The sequence below is a fragment of the Streptomyces sp. NPDC058086 genome, assembly GCF_042885015.1.
GTDB lineage: Bacteria > Actinomycetota > Actinomycetes > Streptomycetales > Streptomycetaceae > Streptomyces.
In genome coordinates this window covers 22,675-40,930 of sequence record NZ_JBHVST010000042.1, presented here as the reverse complement: position 1 = coordinate 40,930, position 18,256 = coordinate 22,675, and the positions used below count along the sequence as shown (strand labels likewise).

19 protein-coding genes are annotated in these 18,256 nt (G+C 71.8%); 10 read left to right on the top strand and 9 right to left on the bottom strand.

The genetic code is table 11. From position 1 onward, the window contains the following. Positions 1-165: 165 nt before the first annotated feature. Together ACFVWD_RS29000 and ACFVWD_RS28995 are read left to right on the top strand one after the other, a co-directional pair. A complete protein-coding gene (locus ACFVWD_RS29000; RefSeq protein ID WP_385386730.1) occupies positions 166-1,062 on the top strand; it encodes a hypothetical protein in 897 nt (298 codons plus the stop codon). A 62-nt stretch (positions 1,063-1,124) separates the two neighbouring features. Then, the gene (locus ACFVWD_RS28995; RefSeq protein ID WP_389600280.1) at positions 1,125-2,159 is read left to right on the top strand and encodes an ankyrin repeat domain-containing protein; all 1,035 of its coding nucleotides are present in this window, start codon (positions 1,125-1,127) and stop codon (positions 2,157-2,159) included. A gap of 67 nt (positions 2,160-2,226) precedes the next feature. Here the strand turns inward: ACFVWD_RS28995 and ACFVWD_RS28990 are convergent, their stop codons facing one another. Together ACFVWD_RS28990 and ACFVWD_RS28985 are read right to left on the bottom strand one after the other, a co-directional pair. Beyond that, entirely contained in the window at positions 2,227-3,144 is a 918-nt protein-coding gene (locus ACFVWD_RS28990; protein WP_389600279.1) for an SDR family oxidoreductase, read from the bottom strand. A gap of 1 nt (position 3,145) precedes the next feature. Beyond that, positions 3,146-3,922, bottom strand: a complete 777-nt coding sequence (locus ACFVWD_RS28985) for an SDR family oxidoreductase (RefSeq protein WP_389600330.1) — start codon at positions 3,920-3,922, stop codon at positions 3,146-3,148. A 108-nt stretch (positions 3,923-4,030) separates the two neighbouring features. Between ACFVWD_RS28985 and ACFVWD_RS28980 the strand changes: the two genes are divergently transcribed. The 4 genes from ACFVWD_RS28980 to ACFVWD_RS28965 are packed head-to-tail and all read left to right on the top strand — an operon-like array spanning position 4,031 to position 7,477. After that, a complete protein-coding gene (locus tag ACFVWD_RS28980; protein WP_389600277.1) occupies positions 4,031-4,795 on the top strand; it encodes an enoyl-CoA hydratase family protein in 765 nt (254 codons plus the stop codon). Continuing rightward, positions 4,792-5,655, top strand: a complete 864-nt coding sequence (locus ACFVWD_RS28975) for a CoA transferase subunit A (RefSeq protein ID WP_190170220.1) — start codon at positions 4,792-4,794, stop codon at positions 5,653-5,655. Before ACFVWD_RS28980 ends, ACFVWD_RS28975 begins: the two co-directional genes overlap by 4 nt. Continuing rightward, positions 5,652-6,422: a CoA-transferase subunit beta gene (locus ACFVWD_RS28970; RefSeq protein WP_389600275.1), complete on the top strand. Its 771-nt coding sequence runs from the start codon at positions 5,652-5,654 to the stop codon at positions 6,420-6,422. The genes ACFVWD_RS28975 and ACFVWD_RS28970 overlap by 4 nt, the downstream gene beginning before the upstream one ends. Further along, positions 6,422-7,477 (top strand): NAD(P)H-dependent flavin oxidoreductase, encoded by a 1,056-nt coding sequence (locus ACFVWD_RS28965; RefSeq protein WP_389600274.1) that lies wholly within the window; start codon positions 6,422-6,424, stop codon positions 7,475-7,477. The genes ACFVWD_RS28970 and ACFVWD_RS28965 overlap by 1 nt, the downstream gene beginning before the upstream one ends. On the opposite strand, the gene ACFVWD_RS28960 is transcribed toward ACFVWD_RS28965, so the two are convergent. From ACFVWD_RS28960 to ACFVWD_RS28950, 3 genes are read right to left on the bottom strand one after another with little or no spacing between them, the layout of a single operon-like run. Continuing rightward, positions 7,461-8,618, bottom strand: a complete 1,158-nt coding sequence (locus tag ACFVWD_RS28960; RefSeq protein ID WP_389600272.1) for an acetyl-CoA C-acetyltransferase — start codon at positions 8,616-8,618, stop codon at positions 7,461-7,463. The two genes, ACFVWD_RS28965 and ACFVWD_RS28960, sit on opposite strands and share 17 nt — an antisense overlap. 39 nt (positions 8,619-8,657) lie before the next feature. Continuing rightward, on the bottom strand, positions 8,658-9,269 hold the full coding sequence (locus ACFVWD_RS28955) for a TetR/AcrR family transcriptional regulator (RefSeq protein ID WP_099923177.1): 612 nt from the start codon (positions 9,267-9,269) through the stop codon (positions 8,658-8,660). Between the two features lie 39 nt (positions 9,270-9,308). Further along, a complete protein-coding gene (locus ACFVWD_RS28950; RefSeq protein WP_389600271.1) occupies positions 9,309-10,100 on the bottom strand; it encodes an SDR family oxidoreductase in 792 nt (263 codons plus the stop codon). A 46-nt stretch (positions 10,101-10,146) separates the two neighbouring features. On the opposite strand from ACFVWD_RS28950, the gene ACFVWD_RS28945 reads away from it, so the two are divergent. Further along, on the top strand, positions 10,147-11,292 hold the full coding sequence (locus tag ACFVWD_RS28945) for an acyl-CoA dehydrogenase family protein (RefSeq protein WP_389600269.1): 1,146 nt from the start codon (positions 10,147-10,149) through the stop codon (positions 11,290-11,292). After that, a complete protein-coding gene (locus ACFVWD_RS28940; protein ID WP_389600267.1) occupies positions 11,292-12,260 on the top strand; it encodes an acyl-CoA dehydrogenase family protein in 969 nt (322 codons plus the stop codon). Before ACFVWD_RS28945 ends, ACFVWD_RS28940 begins: the two co-directional genes overlap by 1 nt. On the opposite strand, the gene ACFVWD_RS28935 is transcribed toward ACFVWD_RS28940, so the two are convergent. The 3 genes from ACFVWD_RS28935 to ACFVWD_RS28925 all read right to left on the bottom strand — a co-directional run bounded on the left by ACFVWD_RS28935 (position 12,235) and on the right by ACFVWD_RS28925 (position 15,501). Next, positions 12,235-13,896 (bottom strand): cytochrome bc complex cytochrome b subunit, encoded by a 1,662-nt coding sequence (locus ACFVWD_RS28935; RefSeq protein WP_389600266.1) that lies wholly within the window; start codon positions 13,894-13,896, stop codon positions 12,235-12,237. The two genes, ACFVWD_RS28940 and ACFVWD_RS28935, sit on opposite strands and share 26 nt — an antisense overlap. Positions 13,897-14,224: 328 nt before the next feature. Then, complete coding sequence (locus ACFVWD_RS28930) at positions 14,225-14,785, bottom strand: HutD family protein (protein ID WP_389600265.1); 561 nt, start codon at positions 14,783-14,785, stop codon at positions 14,225-14,227. Next, positions 14,782-15,501: a vWA domain-containing protein gene (locus tag ACFVWD_RS28925; RefSeq protein WP_389600264.1), complete on the bottom strand. Its 720-nt coding sequence runs from the start codon at positions 15,499-15,501 to the stop codon at positions 14,782-14,784. The genes ACFVWD_RS28930 and ACFVWD_RS28925 overlap by 4 nt, the downstream gene beginning before the upstream one ends. 156 nt (positions 15,502-15,657) lie before the next feature. On the opposite strand from ACFVWD_RS28925, the gene ACFVWD_RS28920 reads away from it, so the two are divergent. After that, the gene (locus ACFVWD_RS28920) at positions 15,658-16,614 is read left to right on the top strand and encodes a rhomboid family intramembrane serine protease (protein WP_389600262.1); all 957 of its coding nucleotides are present in this window, start codon (positions 15,658-15,660) and stop codon (positions 16,612-16,614) included. 20 nt (positions 16,615-16,634) lie between these two features. After that, entirely contained in the window at positions 16,635-17,483 is an 849-nt protein-coding gene (locus ACFVWD_RS28915; protein WP_389600260.1) for a chitosanase, read from the top strand. Between the two features lie 11 nt (positions 17,484-17,494). On the opposite strand, the gene ACFVWD_RS28910 is transcribed toward ACFVWD_RS28915, so the two are convergent. Further along, positions 17,495-18,226, bottom strand: a complete 732-nt coding sequence (locus ACFVWD_RS28910; RefSeq protein WP_101405695.1) for an ABC transporter ATP-binding protein — start codon at positions 18,224-18,226, stop codon at positions 17,495-17,497. Between the last annotated feature and the right edge of the window lie 30 nt (positions 18,227-18,256).

Sequence of the window (18,256 nt, the reverse complement as noted above, 5' to 3'; positions counted from 1 at the left end):
CCGTCGCACGCACCGAGTGACATGCACCCGCCAAGCCTTTACGAATTATTTAGACACGGGAGCGCTCCGACAAGAACCCCATTTCGGCCAGCCGCACCCCGCCACCCACCGGAACCGCGCTTAGAGTGGAGTGCAGGAGGCCCGGCGTCTTCAGGGGGTACGGACGTGGCGAACGGCGGACCCGTCGAGCACGGCTTCCCGCATCTGGACACGGTGCGGGCATCGATCACCGCGCTCTACAAGCGGCTCTCGTACGACACCATCCACACCTTCGCGACCAGCGTGGCCCCCGCCGACGTGGCCTTCGGCGACATCGACGACCTGCATCTGGGCGCGCAGCGCGTGGCCCGCGAGATGGTGCACCACTACCACCTCCCGGACGCCCGGCTGATCATCGGCTTCCGCGAGATGACCCAGGCGGCCAACGTCGAACTCACGGCGGGCCCCGAGTACTTCGTCGAACTGAACGACCGCTTCCGCTCCCACCGCCGGGACATCGGCGCCGCCCTCGCCCACGAGGTGATGCACGTCTATCTGCACCGCCTCGACCTCTACTTCCCCGGCACGCGCGACAACGAGATCCTCACGGACACCGCGGCGACCTACCTCGGCGCGGGCTGGCTGCTTCTCGACGCCTACCGGGAGGACGCCGACTCCTCACAGAAGCTCGGCTACCTCACCCCGGAGGAGTTCGGCTACGTCCTCGCCAAACGCGCCCTGGTCTTCGGCGAGGACCCCTCGATCTGGTTCACCAGCCCGCAGGCGTACACGGCGTACACGCAGGGCATGGCGCAGGCCCGCCGTGACGAGCAGCAGCCCCCGCTGACCGCGGCCGGCTGGGCGGGCCGCCGCCGCTACGCGAAGGACCGGCGGCACGCCCAGGACCAGCACACCCCGGGCTCGCACCCCGGCGTCCCCTACGCGTTCAGCCCCGACAGCCGCGGCCCCCTGCGCGTCTCCTTCCCCTGCCCGACCTGCCACCAGCGGATCCGGGTACCGGTCCGGGGCCGGGTACGGGCGCGCTGCACACTGTGCAGGACGGTGCTGGAGTGCGACACATGAGGTGAGACACAACACCCCAAAAGACTTTGCCTCTCCTGTCCTTCGCGAGCGAGGGTCGAAGGATGAGCACGAACGACCCCGCGGCACACCTCTTCACGGCCGTGCACGAGGGTGACGAGGACGCGGTGGTACGGCTGCTGCGCTCCGGTGTGAGCCCGGACGCGGTGGACGACGACGGCCAGACGGCGCTGTATCTGGCGGCGGTGAGCGACCGGCCCGGCGTCGTACGACTGCTGCTGGCGACCGGGGCCGCGCCCGACCGGCTCAGCCAGGGCACGGACGCGCCGCTGTGCGGGGCGGCGTGCGGTGGGCACACGGAGGTCGTACGTGCCCTGCTGGCGGCCGGGGCCGCGCCGGACACGGTGGAGGAGTTCGGGTTCACGGCGCTGACGTGGGCGGTGCGGCTGGGACGGGTCGCGGTGGTGACGGAGCTCCTCGCGGCGGGCGCGGACCCCGACCGCCCGGGCCCGACCGGTGAGCCCCCGCTCGTCGCGGCCGCCCGCCGTGGCTCGCCCGGCTGTGTACGCGCCCTCCTGCGGCGCGGAGCGCGGGCGCGGTCGGCGGCGCTCGCCGAGGCCCACCGCCGGCTCACCGTCGACGTGGAGAGCGAAGTGCGCGCGGGCCTGGAAGAGACCTGGGGCCCGGGCCATCCCTCCGTCACCCACCGCTACCCGGAGGACGGCGGCATCACCGTCGAGGTCCAACTCCTCGGCCCGGCCGGGGATCCCGTCGCGAGCGACGACCAGCAGACGGGCCACGCCGCGATAGCGACCCTCCTCGAATCCGCCCTCGGCATCGCCGCGCCCGCCCCCGAACTGGCCGCCCGCGCCCTGCGCCCCGCCGACCCAGGCAACGACGACTGGACCGAGGCGGCGACGGCACTGGGCCTGCGCGGCGACGAGGAGACGTTCCGGGCGGCGGTCCAGTGGTGCGCCGTCCCCGACCCCCTCCGCCAGGCCTTCGGCGCGGACGTACTGGGCCGCCTCGGCAACCCCCACGGCCTGCCGATCCTGCACACCCTCACCCGCGCGACCGACCCCTTGATCCGCGACCGGGCCACGAGCGCGCTGGCGCGGCTGGACTCCGCCGGCCCTTAGCCCGTCCGACCCTTGAACCCTTGAACGAGGCGCCGTCAGGGCGAGACGCGCCCCCTGCTCCGCCCTCCTACCCCGCCCCGTACACCGCCCCCGGAACCTCCGCCTCCGCCAACAGCTTCAGGGCCGTGTCGCCGGCCTCGGACGGGGTCCGGCGGGCGCCCTTGTCCGCGGTGGGGCCCGGGCGCCAGCCCTCCATGACGGTGATGCGGCCACCCTCGGTCTCGAAGACGCGGCCCGTGACTCCGGTGCTCGCGCTCGCGCCGAGCCAGACGACGAGGGGGGAGACGTTCTCGGGGGCCATCGCGTCGAAGGAGTCGGCGCCGGGAGCCGCCATGGTGTCCGCGAAGGCGCGTTCGGTCATCCGGGTGCGGGCCGCGGGGGCGATCGCGTTGACCTGGACGCCGTAGCGGCCCAGTTCGGCCGCGGCGACCAGGGTCAGCCCGATGATCCCGGCCTTGGCGGCGCTGTAGTTGCCCTGTCCGACCGAACCCAACAGGCCCGCCCCGCTGCTGGTGTTGACGACCCTGGCCCGGGGTGTGCGGCCTTCCTTCGCCTGCGACCGCCAGTGCGCCGCCGCATGCTTCAGCGGCAGGAAGTGGCCCTTGAGGTGGACGCGCAGCACGGCGTCCCAGTCGTCCTCGTCGAGGTTGACGAGCATCCGGTCGCGCAGGAACCCCGCGTTGTTGACCAGGGTGTCCAGGCTCCCGTACGTCTCCAGCGCGGTGCGTACGAGGGAGGCGGCGCCGTCGGTGGTGGCGATGTCGCCGCCGTGGGCCACCGCCTGCCCGCCCGCCGCCCGGATCTCCTCCGCGACCCGCGCGGCCGGGCTGTCCGGGCCGGGCGTGCCGTCGAGGCCCACCCCGAGGTCGTTCACGACGACCCGCGCCCCCTCGGCGGCGTACGCGAGCGCGTGCGCGCGGCCGAGTCCGCGCCCGGCGCCCGTGACGATCACGACCCGCCCCTCGCACAGCAGCGGTCCACTCATCTCAGTCCTCCTTGTCGGACGTGCCGGCCTTGCCGGACGTGCCGGCCTTGTTGGCGGTCGCCGCGTCCAGGAAGGCGGGCCGCTCGCCGCCGCCGTGGACGAGCAGCGAGGCCCCGCTGATGTACCTCGCCGCGTCCGAGGCGAGGAAGACCGCGGCCCCGCCGATGTCGGACGGGTCGGCGAGACGGCCCAGCGGGACGGTGCGGGAGACGGCGGCGATGCCGTCCTCGCCGCCGTAGTGCAGATGGGAGAGTTCGGTGCGGACCATGCCGACGACGAGGGTGTTGACCCGGACGTCGGGAGCCCACTCGACGGCCATCGAACGGGCCAGGTTCGCAAGGCCCGCCTTGGCCGCCCCGTACGCCGCCGACCCGGGCGACGGCCGCGCCCCGCTCACGCTGCCGATCATCACGATCGATCCCCGCGCCCGCCTGAGGTGCTCGTACGCGGCGAGCGAGGCGGTCAGCGGCACGACGAGGTTCAGCTCGATCACGCGCGCATGGCGCTCGGCGTCCGCCTCCGTCAGTGGACGGTAGGGCGCGCCGCCCGCGTTGTTCACCAGCACGTCCAGCCGGGGCAGCGCGGCGAAGAAGGCGTGCACGGCGGCCGGGTCGCGGAGGTCCACGGATACGAACTCCGTGCCCTCCAGCGGTACGTCGGGGGGTCTGCGGGCACAGATCACCACGTCCGCGCCCGCCTCGACGAACGCCCGCGCGATCCCGGCCCCCACCCCACGGGTGCCGCCCGTGACGACGACGGTCCTGCCCCCGAGATCCAGGTTGTCCACAGGGCCTCCCGCCCGGATGCATTCACTGCTAGCTTCGAGAGTGCGCCTAACAAACGTTTGGTGGAATAGTCCTGAGGTGGAAAGGTAGCTGATGCGTCCATGGGTGTCTCCACCTCGTCCCCGGAAAAGGGGATTTCCGTCGTCACGGTCGACTTCCCGCCGGTGAACGCGCTGCCGGTGCGCGGCTGGTTCGACCTGGCCGACGCCCTGCGCGCGGCGGGCCGCGATCCCGGCGTCCGGTGCGTCGTGCTGACGGCCGAGGGGCGCGGTTTCAACGCGGGCGTGGACATCAAGGAGATGCAGCGCGAGACCCGGGACAGCGGAGGCCATCGCGCGCTCATAGGGGCGAACCGCGGCTGTTTCGAGGCCTTCGCCGCGGTCTACGAGTGCGAGGTCCCCGTCGTCGCGGCGGTGCACGGCTTCTGTCTGGGCGGCGGGATCGGGCTGGTGGGGAACGCGGACGCGATCGTGGCGAGCGAGGATGCCACCTTCGGCCTGCCCGAACTGGACCGCGGCGCCCTCGGCGCGGCCACGCATCTGGCCCGCCTGGTCCCGGGCCACCTGGTGCGCGCGCTGTACTACACCTCGCGCACGGCGACCGCCGCCGAGCTGCACGCGCACGGCTCGGTGTGGCGGGTCGTGCCGCGCGGGGAACTCCTGGGCGCCGCGTTGGAGCTGGCGCGTGAGATCGCCGCCAAGGACGGCGAGCTGATCCGGCTCGCGAAGGCCGCGCTGAACGGCATCGACCCCGTGGACGTCCGCCGCAGCTACCGATTCGAGCAGGGCTTCACCTTCGAGGCGAACCTCAGCGGGGTCGCCGACCGTGTCCGCGACACCTTCGGAAAGGAGGGGGGCGACAGGTGAGCGACAAGACGATGACCACCGACGAGGTGGTCTCCCGGCTCCACAGCGGGATGACCCTCGGCATCGGCGGCTGGGGCTCGCGCCGCAAGCCCATGGCCCTGGTGAGAGCACTGCTCCGCACCAAGATCACCGATCTCACCGTGGTGTCGTACGGCGGCCCGGACGTCGGCCTGCTCGCCGCCGCGGGCCGGATCCGAAGGCTCGTCACCGCCTTCACCACCCTCGACTCGATCCCGCTCGAACCGCACTACCGGGCGGCGCGCGAGCGCGGGGCGTTCGAGCTGATGGAGGTCGACGAGGCGATGTTCATGTGGGGGCTGCACGCCGCCGCGAACCGTCTGCCCTTCCTCCCTGTCCGGGCCGGGCTCGGCTCGGACGTGATGCGGGTCAACCCCGGCCTGCGCACGGTCACTTCGCCGTACGCCGATGCCTCCTCGGGGGTACGGGAGGAGCTCGTCGCCATGCCCGCCCTGCGCCTGGACGCGGCCCTGGTCCACATGAACCGCGCCGACCGCCTGGGCAACGGCCAGTATCTGGGCCCGGACCCGTACTTCGACGACCTGTTCTGCGAGGCGGCCGACGCCGCGTACGTCTCGTGCGAGCGTGTGGTCGACACGGCGGAGCTCACCAAGGAGGCCGCCCCGCAGACCCTGCTGCTCAAGCGGTCGAGCGTGACGGGCGTCGTCGAGACTCCGAACGGCGCGCACTTCACGTCCTGCGCCCCCGACCACGGACGCGACGAGCCCTTCCAGAAGCTGTACGCCACCACGCCGTACGCCGAGTTCGCCGCGCGCTTCCTCGCCGGCGACGAGCAGGCCTACCAGTCCGCCGTACGGGCCTGGCACGAGGAGCAGCGATGAGCCCCGCATCCGTACCCGCCCCCGGCGCCCCCGCGCCCGGGGTCACCCGCGCCGAGTACTGCGTGATCGCCTGCGCCGAGGCCTGGCGGGACAACGGCGAGGTGCTCGCCAGCCCCATGGGCCCCATCCCCTCCATCGGCGCCCGTCTCGCCAAGCGCACCTTCTCCCCCGATCTGCTGCTGACCGACGGCGAGGCGATGCTCGTCGGTCTCGACGGCACCCCGGAAGGCTGGCTGCCGTACCGGCAGCACCTGACCATGGTCACCGGCGGACGTCGGCACGTGATGATGGGCGCGAGCCAGCTCGACCGCTTCGGCAACCAGAACATCTCCTGCATCGGTGACTGGTCCAGGCCCACGCGCCAGCTGCTCGGCGTGCGCGGCGCCCCGGTCAACACCCTGAACAACCCGACCAGTTACTGGGTCCCCAGGCACTCGCCGCGCGTCTTCGTCGAGCGGGTCGACATGGTGTGCGGGGTGGGGTACGACCGTGCCGCCGCCGCGGGCCCGAGCGCCACCCGCTTCCACCGCGTGCCGTGCGTGGTGAGCGACCTCGGCGTCTTCGACTTCGCCACCCCCGACCACTCGATGCGCCTCGCCTCCCTGCACCCGGGCGTCACGGTGGAGCAGGTGCGGGAGGCGACGGGCTTTCGGCTGTCGGTCCCCGACAAGGTGCCCCGCACCCGTGAACCGATGCCCCAGGAGCTGAGACTGATCCGCGAAGTCATCGATCCGGGCGGCGCCCGGGACCGAGAGGTCAGGAGCTGATGGAGACCGCGCTCACCCGCCTCGTCGGTGTCACTCACCCCATCGTGCAGACCGGTATGGGGTGGGTGGCCGGACCCCGCCTGGTCTCCGCCACGGCGAACGCGGGGGCGCTGGGCATCCTGGCCTCCGCGACGATGACCCTCGACCATCTGAGAGAAGCCATACGCGAGGTCAAGTCCCGTACGGACGCGCCGTTCGGCGTGAATCTGCGAGCCGACGCCGGGGACGCGGGCGAGCGGGTGCGGATCATCGTCGAGGAGGGGGTGCGGGTCGCGTCCTTCGCCCTCGCGCCCTCCCGCGAGCTGATCGCCGAGCTCAAGGAGGCGGGCGTGGTCGTCGTCCCCTCCGTCGGGGCACGCCGGCACGCCGAGAAGGTGGCCGCCTGGGGCGCGGACGCGGTGATCGTGCAGGGCGGCGAGGGCGGCGGCCACACCGGCGAGGTCGCGACGACGGTGCTGCTGCCGCAGGTGGTGGACGCGGTGGACATCCCGGTGGTCGCGGCGGGCGGTTTCCACGACGGGCGGGGGCTGGTCGCGGCGCTGGCGTACGGCGCGGCGGGCATCGCCATGGGCACCCGTTTCCTGCTCACCTCGGACTCGACGGTCCCGGCCGCGGTGAAGGCGAAGTACCTGGCGGCCACGGTCAGGGACGTCACGGTCACCACGGCCGTGGACGGCCTCCCCCATCGCATGCTGCGCACGGACTTCGTCGACTCCTTGGAGAGGTCCGGCCGTGCGAGGGGCCTCGCAGGGGCCGTCCGCCGGGCCGCCGGGTTCCGGAGGATGTCCGGGCTCTCCTGGTCGCGGATGGTCCGCGACGGTCTCGCCATGAGGCACGGCAAGGAGCTGACCTGGAGCCAGGTGCTGCTCGCCGCGAACACGCCGATGCTCCTGAAGGCGTCGATGGTGGACGGGCGTACGGACCTGGGGGTGATGGCGTCGGGACAGGCCGCGGGGGTGATCGAGGATCTGCCGTCGTGCAAGGAGCTGGTCGACCGGGTGATGGCGCAGGCGGACGAGACTCTCGGCGCGCTGGGCCTCAGAGCCGTTCGATGATCGTCACGTTCGCCTGGCCGCCGCCCTCGCACATCGTCTGGAGGCCGAACCGGCCGCCGGTGCGCTCCAGTTCGTGCAGGAGCGTCGTCATCAGTTTCACGCCCGTCGCCCCCAGCGGATGCCCCAGAGCGATGGCGCCGCCGTTGACGTTGACCTTCTCCGGGTCGGCGCCGGTCTCCTTGAGCCAGGCGAGGACGACCGGGGCGAAGGCCTCGTTGATCTCGACGAGATCGATGGCGTCGAGGGACATGCCGGTCTTCTTCAGGGCGTACGCGGTGGCCGGGATGGGCGCGGACAGCATGCGGATGGGGTCCTCGCCGCGTACGGAGAGGTGGTGGACGCGGGCGCGCGGGGTCAGCCCGTGCTCCCGTACCGCCCGCTCGGAGGCGAGCAGCATCGCGGCGGCGCCGTCGGAGACCTGGGAGGAGCAGGCGGCGGTGATGGTGCCGCCCTCGACGACCGGCTTCAGGCCCGCCATCTTCTCCAGTGAGGTGTCCCGGCGCGGGCCCTCGTCGACGGTGACCTCGCCGTGGGCCACGGTCTCGCGGGCGAAGCGGCCCTCGTCGATGGCGCGGATCGCCCGCCGGTGCGAGCGGAGGGCGAACTCCTCCTGGTCGCGGCGGCTGATGCCCCACTTGGCGGCGATCATCTCGGCGCCGGCGAACTGGTTGACGGGCCGGTCGCCGTAGCGCGCCCGCCAGCCCTCGCTGCCGGCGAAGGGGCCTTCGGTGAGGCCGAGGGGTTCGGCGGCCTGGCGGGAGGCGAAGGCGATGGGGATCTGGCTCATGTTCTGCACGCCGCCCGCGACCACCAGGTCCTGGGTGCCGGACAGGACGCCCTGGGCGGCGAAGTGCACGGCCTGCTGGGAGGAGCCGCACTGCCGGTCGACGGTGACGCCCGGCACCTCCTCTGGGAGCCCGGCCGCCAGCCAGCAGGTGCGGGCGATGTCCCCGGCCTGCGGTCCCACGGTGTCCAGGCAGCCGAAGACGACGTCCTCGACGGCGGCCGGATCGACTCCGGAGCGCTCGACCAGCGCCCTGAGGACATGCGCGCCGAGGTCGGCCGGGTGGACACCGCTCAGGCCTCCCCCGCGCCGCCCGACGGGCGTACGGACCGCTTCGACGATGTAGGCCTCGGCCATGACAACTCCCTCACAGACATGGGCTATCGCAGACATGGGCTATTCGCGTACGGAGATCCCGTCCAGCACCATCGACAGGTACTGCCGGGCGATCTCCTCGGGGCTGTGCTGTCCGCCGGGCCGGTACCAGGACGCGGCGACCCACACCGTGTCGCGCACGAAGCGGTAGGTGAGCCGGATGTCGAGGTCGGCCCGGAAGACCTCGGCGGCCACGCCGCGCTCCAGCGTGCTCAGCCACGCCTTCTCGAAGTTGCGCTGCGAGTCGGCGAGGAAGGCGAAGCGCTGCTGGGCGGCGAGGTGCCGGGACTCCTTCTGGTAGATGGCGACGGCGGCACGGTGCCGGTCGATCTCCCGGAAGGACTCGGTGACCAGGGCCTCCAGCGTCCGGCGCGGGTCGAGTTCGGCGTCCAGGACGGCGTCGTAGCCCTCCCAGAGCTCGTCGAGGAAGGTCCGCAGGATCTCCTCCAGCATCGATTCCTTGGAGTCGAAGTGGTAGTAGAGGCTGCCCGCGAGCATCCCGGCCTCGTCCGCGATCTTGCGTACGGTGGTGGCGTTGTAGCCCTGCTCGGCGAAGACCTCCGCGGCGGTGTCGAGGAGTTCGCGGCGCCGCTCGGGGGTGGCGGTCACCTGGGGCTTCTTCTTGGTAGGCACGGTTCCATTGTGGTCCCAGGGATGCCGGCCGACGGCGCCCTACGCATGTTGGCTGCTGACGGAGACGACTTCGCCGGTCATGTACGAGGAGTAGCCGGACGCCAGGAACACGATCACGTTGGCCACCTCCCAGGGCTGCGCGTAGCGGCCGAAGGCCTCGCGGCCCGTCAGTTCCTCCAGCAGCTCGGGTGTGGTCACCTTCACCAGGTGCGGGTGCATGGCGAGACTCGGTGAGACCGCGTTGACGCGCACCCCGTACTCGGCGGCCTCGACGGCCGCGCACCGGGTGAGGGCCATGACCCCCGCCTTGGCTGCGGCGTAGTGCGCCTGACCGGTCTGGGCGCGCCAGCCGATGACGGAGGCGTTGTTGACGACGACTCCGCCGCCGCCCTGGTCCCTGAAACGGCGCAGGGCGGCCCGGGTGCACCGGAACGTGCCGTTCAGTGTCACGTCCAGCACCCTCGACCACTGCTCGTCGGTCATGTCGACGAGGGCACAAGTGCCGCCGAGGCCCGCGTTGTTGACGACGATGTCCAGGCCGTCGTGGAGGTCTCCCGCCAGCGCGAACAGGGCTTCCACCTGCTGCTCGTCCGTCACGTCGCACGGCAGCGAGGCGACGTTCGCCGCGCCGAACTCCGCGGCGAGGGCCTCTTCGCTCTCCTTGAGGCGGCGGACGTGGGCGTCACTGATGACCACCCGCGCCCCCTCCTCCAGGAACCTGCGCGCCGTCGCCCCGCCGATGCCCGCGCCCGCGGCGGCGGTGATGACGGCGGTGCGCCCGGTCAGCAGCCCGTGCCCGGTGACGTACGCCGGACTCTCGACGTCGCTCATACCTCCACGCTAACCTACCAAACACTTGTTAGGGAAGGTGCTGCCGATGGATCTGACCCTCTCCCCCGCCGACGAGGCCTTCCGCGCCGAGGCCCGGACCTGGCTCGCCGCCCATGTGCCACGGATGTCCCTCCCCTCCCTGGAGACCGAGGAGGGCTTCGCGGCGCACCGCGTGTGGGAGGCCGAACTCGCCGCGGACCGCTGGTCGGTGGTGTCCTGGCCGGAGGTGTACGGCGGCCGGGGCGCGGACATCGTGCGCTGGCTGGTGTTCGAGGAGGAGTACTACGCGGCGGGCGCGCCGGGCCGGGTCGGCCAGAACGGCATCAACCTCCTGGCGCCCACCCTCTTCGACCACGGCACGGAGGAACAGCGCGCCCGGATCCTGCCCTCCATGGCCACCGGGGAGGTCGTCTGGGCGCAGGCGTGGTCCGAGCCGGAGGCGGGCTCCGACCTGGCCTCGCTCACCTCGCGTGCGGTGCGTACGGACGGGGGCTGGCTGCTGAGCGGGCAGAAGACCTGGTCGTCGCGGGCCGCCTTCGCCGACCGCGCGTTCGGTCTCTTCCGCAGTGAGCCGGACACGCCGAGGCCTCATCAGGGCCTGACCTATCTGATGTTCGACCTGCGCGCGCCCGGGGTCACCGTGCGCCCCATCGGCCGCCTCGACGGCAGACCGGCCTTCGCCGAGGTCTTCCTCGACGAGGTCTTCGTCCCGGACAGGGACGTGATCGGCGAGCCGGGCGGGGGCTGGCGGGTCGCCATGTCGACGGCGGGCAACGAGCGAGGGCTGACGCTGCGTTCACCGGGCCGTTTCCTCGCCGCCGCGGACCGTCTGGTGGCCCTGTGGCGCGGTCGCGCCGACCCCTCGGACACGGCGCTGCGCGACCGGGTGGCCGACGCGGTGATCGGCGCCCGCGCCTACCAGCTCTTCACCTACGCCCATGCCTCCCGCTTCCTCGACGGCGGGACCATGGGCCCGGAGTCCAGCCTGAACAAGGTCTTCTGGTCCGAGTACGACATCGCGCTGCACGAGACGGCCCTCGATCTCCTCGGCCCGGACGGCGAGCCGGCGGACACGGACTGGTCCGAGGGGTACGTCTTCTCGCTCGCCGGTCCGATCTACGCCGGCACCAACGAGATCCAGCGTGACATCATCGCCGAGCGCCTGCTCGGCCTCCCGAAGGGCCGCCGCTGATGCGCTTCCTCCTCGACGCCGAGCAGCGCGCGTTCGCCGACTCGCTGGACGCGATGCTGACGGCCGCGGACACCCCGTCGGTCGTACGGGACTGGAGCCGCGGCGACCACGGCGGCGGCCGCGCGCTGTGGTCCCGTATCGCCAAGGCGGGCGTGTTCGCGCTCGCGGTGCCGGAGGCGTACGAGGGGCTGGGTCCACGTCCGGTGGAACTTGCCGTGGGCTTCATCGAGTTGGGCCGGCACGCGGTGCCTGGGCCGCTGGTGGAGACGGTCGCGGCGGCCGCCCTGCTGGCCGAGCTGGCGGACCCCCTTCCCTCGGGGAGGCTGCTCCCGTCGCTGGCCTCGGGCGAGGCGTCGGCGACGCTGGCCCTCGACGGGGCGTACGCGCTGGACGGCGACGCGGCGACCACCCGCCTCGCCCTGGCCGCCGACGGACTGCGTCTGACGCCCGGCCACGGCCCGGTACGCACCTCCCTGGACCCCGCCCGCCGCCTCACGCACCTGTCACCAGGCGGTGAACTGCTCTCCACCGCCCCTCCCGTCGCCCATGCCCTCGGCTGGGCCCGGCTCGCCACCGCCGCCCAGGCCCTCGGCGTCGGCCTCGCACTCCTCGACCGGACCGTCGCCTACGTCAAGCAGCGCACCCAGTTCGGCGTCCCCGTCGGCTCGTTCCAGGCGGTCAAGCATCGCCTCGCCGACGCGAAGATCGCCCTGGAGTTCGCGCGGCCGCTGCTGTTCGGCGCGGCTCTGACAATGGCGCCCGCCGACGTGGCCGCGGCCAAGGTCACGGCCTGCGAGGCCGCGTACGCCACCGCGCGCACGGCGCTCCAGCTGCACGGCGCGATCGGCTACACCGCGGAGTACGACCTGTCCCTGTGGCTGGCCAAGGCCCGTGCCCTGCGTACCGCTTGGGGCACCCCGGCCGAGTGCCGGGCCGAGGTGCTCAGTGGTGGTGATCGCCGCTGGTGAGTTCCCGGTACTCCTCCGGCGTCGGCTTCGGGATCTGGGTGTCGGGCCCGTACATGGCGCGGGCGAGCCGGGCGCGCAGCCTGCGGCCGGGGCCGACCCGTCGGGCGACGCCGTTCGCGTCCACGAGTGGTCCCACCTCGTACGGCGGGGGCTGCTCGTGCTGGGTGAGCGTGAACCGCTGCGCCGGTGAGAGCGGCTCGTGCACCTCGACGTACTCGCCGTGCGGAAGCATCCGGATGATCCCGGACTCCCTTCCGTGCAGCACCTTGTCGCGGTCCCGTCGCTGCAGGCCCATGCAGATCCGGCGCGTGACGACGAAGGCGAGGGCCGGGGCGACGAAGAAGGAGACCCGTACGAACCAGGTGATGGCGTTGATGGAGAGGTGGAAGTGGGTGGCCCACAGGTCGTTGCCGCCGCCGACCAGCAGCACTCCGTACAGCGTCAGCCAGGCGACGCCGAGCCCGGTGCGGGTGGGGACGTTGCGCGGCCGGTCCAGGATGTGGTGTTCCCGTCTGTCCCCGGTGATCCACGCCTCGATGAACGGGTAGACGGCGATGGCGGTCATGATCAGCGGGAAGAGGGAGAAGGGGATGAACACGCCCAGTTGGAGGGTGTGGCCCCAGGCGTTGATCTCCCATCCCGGCATCACCCGGATGAGCCCCTCGGAGAAGCCGAGGTACCAGTCGGGCTGTGCGCCGGTCGTCACCAGGTCCGGCCGGTAGGGGCCGAAGGCCCAGACGGGGTTGATGGTCGCGATCGCCCCCATCAGCGACAGCACCCCGAACACGAGGAAGAAGAACCCGCCCGCCTTGGCCATGTAGACCGGCATGAACGGCATCCCGACGACCGACTTCTGGTCGCGTCCGGGCCCCGGGTACTGCGTGTGCTTGTGGTAGAAGACCAGGATCAGATGGGCGACCACCAGGCCCAGCATGATGCCCGGCAGCAGGAGGACGTGGATCGGGAAGAAGCGCGGAATGATGTCGTGGCCCGGGAACTCGCCTCCGAAGAGGAAGAAGGAGAGGTACGTTCCCACGATCGGGACCGACAGGATCGCGCCCTGGGCGAAGCGGACGCCGGTGCCGGAGAGCAGGTCGTCGGGGAGCGAGTAGCCGGTCAGGCCGGTGATCAGGCCGAGCATCAACAGGGTCCAGCCGAACAGCCAGTTGACCTCGCGGGGCTTGCGGAACGCGCCGGTGAAGAAGACGCGCATCATGTGCACGAGCATGCCGGCGAGGAAGACGATCGCCGCCCAGTGGTGGATCTGCCGGACCAGGAGTCCGCCGCGGACCTCGAAGCTGATGTGGAGGGTGGACTCGTAGGCGCGGGTCATGAGGATGCCGTTGAGCGGCTCGTACGGGCCGTGGTAGACGACCTCGGAGGCGCTCGGCTCGAAGAAGAGCGTGAGGTAGACGCCGGTCAGGATCAGGATCAGGAAGCTGTAGAGGCAGACCTCGCCGAGCATGAAGGACCAGTGGTCCGGGAAGACCTTGCGCATGTTGGCCTTGGCCAGGGTGTAGAGGCCGAGCCGGCCGTCGGCCCAGTCCGCCAGCCGCTCGCCCCCCGGCGTCTCGCCCCGCCGCCCCGCACGTGAAGTCCCTTGCCCCCGCCCGGAGTTGATCTCTCCCGCGTCCATGGGCCACCCCCCTCGGCCCACCAGGGTGGCACGACACCACCCCGAAGCCAACGGCGCGTCACCCCCCACCTGTCCCTCGCCCCCGCCGCCCCTACCCTCCCCCAAGCTCTCGGCTTCGCTCGAGCAGGGGGGACCCCCATCATCCCGACTTGGGGGCTCCGCCCCCAGCCCCCCGGGTGGCTCTCAACCTGCGGGTGGGTGGGGGTTGATCGCGCAGTTCCCCGCGCCCCTGACGGGGCGCTCTTGTCTGCGCCGGTTCACACCTTCAGCCCGTCCGGCGTTTGAGGACGAGGCCGTTCAGGCCGATCGGGGGTTTGGGGGCGGGGGCTCAGCCGCTCGGCGTGAGGGTGATCACCGCGGTGTGGGCGGTTGCGTGGAGTGTTGTCTTCTCGTTGGTCAGGAGCACGGCGTCGTAGCGCCCGAGAGTCACCCCGGCCACCTCGGCCGTGCCGTCGAGGGCGACGACAAGGACGGCCGGGCCCGCCGGGAGGGCGAGGGATCGGCGAGGGGCGGCGACCGTGACGGTGGGGGCCGCGGCGGCGCCCCGGTGCCACATGACGTTGAGGTTGACGACCGGGCCGCCGATCAGGCGGCAGCCGGTCGGCAGGTCACCGGGGAAGCGTTGTGGGACGAACCGCGTGTCGACCCGGCGGTGTTCGCCGCCGACGGTCAGGTCCATCCCCTCCCCCTCGACCATGGTGAGGATCCGGTCCACGTCGGCGAACGCCGAGAACGGCCCGTCGCCGCCGACGTCGGCCAGGCTCACCCGCCACTCGAAGTCCCCCATGTCCGCGCCCTCGGGCCGGGCGACGATCTCGCGCGTCACCCCGCCACCGTTCTTCCAGGGCACACCGACCCGCCCGGCGGCCGGCAGGACACGCACGGTCACTGGACGATCCCCCGCTCGCGCGCGGCCGTCAGCCACTGGGGGAAGTCGCCCACGATCCGGTCGTACAGCTCGGCGTCGGAGACCTTCCGAGGCTGCGAACCCGCGTGGAAGAAACCGGCGTTGTCGACGACCCGCTTCTGCGGCACCGGCAGCTCGTCGAGTTTGCGCAGGAACTCGAACTGCTTGCTGTCCGGGTCACCGAACCCTATGAACTGCCAGAACAGCGGAAGCTTCGCCGCCTTGCACAAGTACCGTTCGGCGGCGAGCTTGTTGATGGGGCCGCCGTCGGTCTGGAAGACGACCAGGGCGGGGTCCTTGGAGCCGCTGTCGAGGTAGTGGTCGATGACCGCGTCCATGGCCAGGTGGTAACTGGTCTTCCCCATATGGCCGAGCCCGGCCACGATCTCCTCCACCCGGCCCTGGTGGTTGGCGAGCGCGATGTCCGTGACCGCGTCGATGTCCGTGGAGAAGAAGACGACAGGGACGGTGCCGTCGTCGTCGAGGTGCGCCGACAGACCGAGCACCCGGTCCGCCAGCGCCTGCACACTGCCGTCCTTGTAGTACGGCTTCATCGACCCGGAGTAGTCGACGACCAGGTACACCGCGGCCCGCTGTCCGCTCAGCCCGTGCTTGGTGAGGGAGACACCGGCGCTCTTGTACAGGCTGACCAGCGCGGGTGCGGTCTCCTCCACCTTGGTGAGGCTGATTCCGGCCATGCGGGGCTCCCATCGCGCGAGGGTTGCGGAAACGCCGAGATTACGGCACCGCCAGCCCCTGCCGTCCCCCTCCCACATGGGCGTTCGCTATTTTGTTCGCCGCCGACCCCACCGGCTCATCGTCCCCCTGATCTCCGTACCCGCGAGGAGCCGGTCGTGGAATCCGAATCCACTGAATCCACTGAATCCGCCAAGTCCACCGAATCCGCCGTCACCACCTGCTATCGCCATCCCAAGGTGGAGTCCCATGTGCGCTGCACACGGTGCGACCGCTACATCTGCCCGGACTGCATGCGCGAGGCGGCCGTCGGTCACCAGTGCGTGGAGTGCGTGAAGGAGGGCGCCAGGACGATCCGGCAGGCCCGCACGGCGTTCGGCGGCCGTATCTCGACCGTGCCCGTGGTGACGTACGTCCTGATCGCGCTCAACGTGCTGGCCTATGTGGGCGAGGTGGTGCGCCCGGCGATCGTGAACCGGTTCGAGATGCTGGGCGCGGGGCTGGCGGGGCCCGACGGCGGGCACTACGTCTGGCAGGCCCAGTACCCCTACGACTTCCACCCGGAGGGCGTGGTCGACGGGGAGTGGTACCGGATGCTGACCGGCGCGTTCCTCCATCTGCCGCCCACCGAGGGCACGTTCGGGATTCTGCACATCGTGATGAACATGGTCTCGCTGTGGAACCTGGGCCGGGTGGTGGAGGCCCAGCTCGGCCGGATCCGCTTCGTCACGCTCTATCTGCTCTCGGCGCTCGGCGGCTCGGTCCTCGTGCTGGTGATCGCGCCGTACACGCCCACACTCGGTGCGTCGGGTGCCATCTTCGGGCTGGGGGCCGCGTACTACGTCATGGCCCGCCGGCTGGGCGCCGACATGAGCGCCGTCAACCGCTTCATGGCGGGCCTGCTGCTGTGGCTGCTCATCTCGGCGGGACTCACCTCCTGGCAGGGCCACCTCGGCGGACTGCTGGCGGGCGGTGTGGTCACGCTCGCCTACGCGTACGCGCCCCGGGACCGCCGCCGGGCTCTGGTCCAAGCGGCCGCGTGCGCCGCGCTGTTGGCACTGCTGGTGATCACGGCGGTCGGAAAGGTGTCCGAGCTGACGAGCGGAGCGGCCTGAGCGCTCCCTGGGCTGAACCCATGAAACGTGCTCGGCTCCTCCTGCTCACGGTGCTCCCCCCGGTCGCGGCGGCGGTCTGCTTCCTCGCCCCGGGACTCACGGACGCGAGCGGGGCGGCCGGGCACGCGCGGGCCCGCCAGGGCGCAGAGCGACCGGCGGGCGCGGGCCTCGCCACCCCGGACAAGAAGGAGCTGGCGCAGAAGCTCGTGGCGAGCGCGGAGAACTCCACGCTCGACTGGCGCAGCGCGTACGCCTATATCGAGGACATCGGCGACGGCCAGGGCTACACGGCGGGCCTCATCGGCTTCTGCACCGGCACCCACGATCTGCTCGTCCTGGTCGAGGGCTACACGAAGGACCATCCGGGCAACGGCCTCGCCCGCTACCTCCCCGCCCTGCGCGAGGTCGACGGGACGGACTCGCACAAGGGTCTCGACCCGGGCTTTGCGGCGGCCTGGCGCAAGGAGGCCTCGGTGGCCGCCTTCCGCAGGGCGCAGGACGCCGAGCGGGACCGCGTCTACTTCGACCCCGCGGTGCGCCGCGCCAAACTCGACGGCCTCGGCACGCTGGGCCGGTTCATCTACTACGACGCCATGGTCATGCACGGGCCCGGCACCGGCGCGGGCGGCTTCCACGACCTGCGCACCCGTGCCATGGCCCAGGCCGACACCCCCGCCGAGGGCGGCTCCGAGAAGGCCTACCTCGACATCTTCCTCGACGTCCGTCGCGCGGCGATGAAGGCCGAGAGCACCCACCGCGACACGACCCGCATCGACACGGCCCAGCGGATGTTCCTGTACGACGGGAACCTGGACCTGCGCACGCCGCTGGAGTGGAAGGTGTACGGGGAGACGTACAAGGAGCCGTAGCCCCTCCACCGTCAGTGCTCGACGACCTCGCCGTCGCCCAGTTCCAGTACGCGGTCGGCCAGGCCCAGGAGTTGGGGGTCGTGCGTGGCGACCAGGGCCGTGACGCCCTCACTGGCGACCACCGCCCGCAGCAGTTCCATCACCGCCAGGCCGGTCTGCGCGTCCAGCTGTCCGGTCGGCTCGTCGGCGAGCAGCAGGGCAGGGTGGTTGGCGAGGGCGCGGGCGATGGACACCCGCTGCTGCTGCCCGCCGGAGAGTTCCGCCGGGCGCTGGTCCCTGTGGTCGGCGAGCCCGACGAGGGCGAGCAGCAGGGCCACGCGCTCCTCGCGTTCGCGGGGGTCGGCTCTGCGCAGCCGCAGCGGCACTCCCACGTTCTCGGCCGCGGTGAGGATGGGGATGAGTCCGAAGGACTGGAAGATGTAGCCGATCCGGTCGCGGCGCAGTTCCAGCAGCTCGTTCTCACCGAGCGCGGACAGGTCGGTGCCGTCGATGACGACGCGGCCGCGGTCCGGACGGTCGAGGCCGCCGATCAGATGGAGCAGGGTCGTCTTGCCGGAGCCCGACCGGCCCTTGAGGGCGACGAGTTCGCCGCGCCGCAGCTCGAAGGAGGCCCCGCGCAGCGCGTGCACGGCCACGGCGCCCGTGCCGTACGAGTGGTGCAGGTTCTCCACCCGCACCATCGGCTCGTCGGCGGATTCGCCCACGAGGGCGGCACCGGACCGCGTGCCGGTGTTCTCCGTCATCGACGCACCCCCTACGGAATGGAACTCATG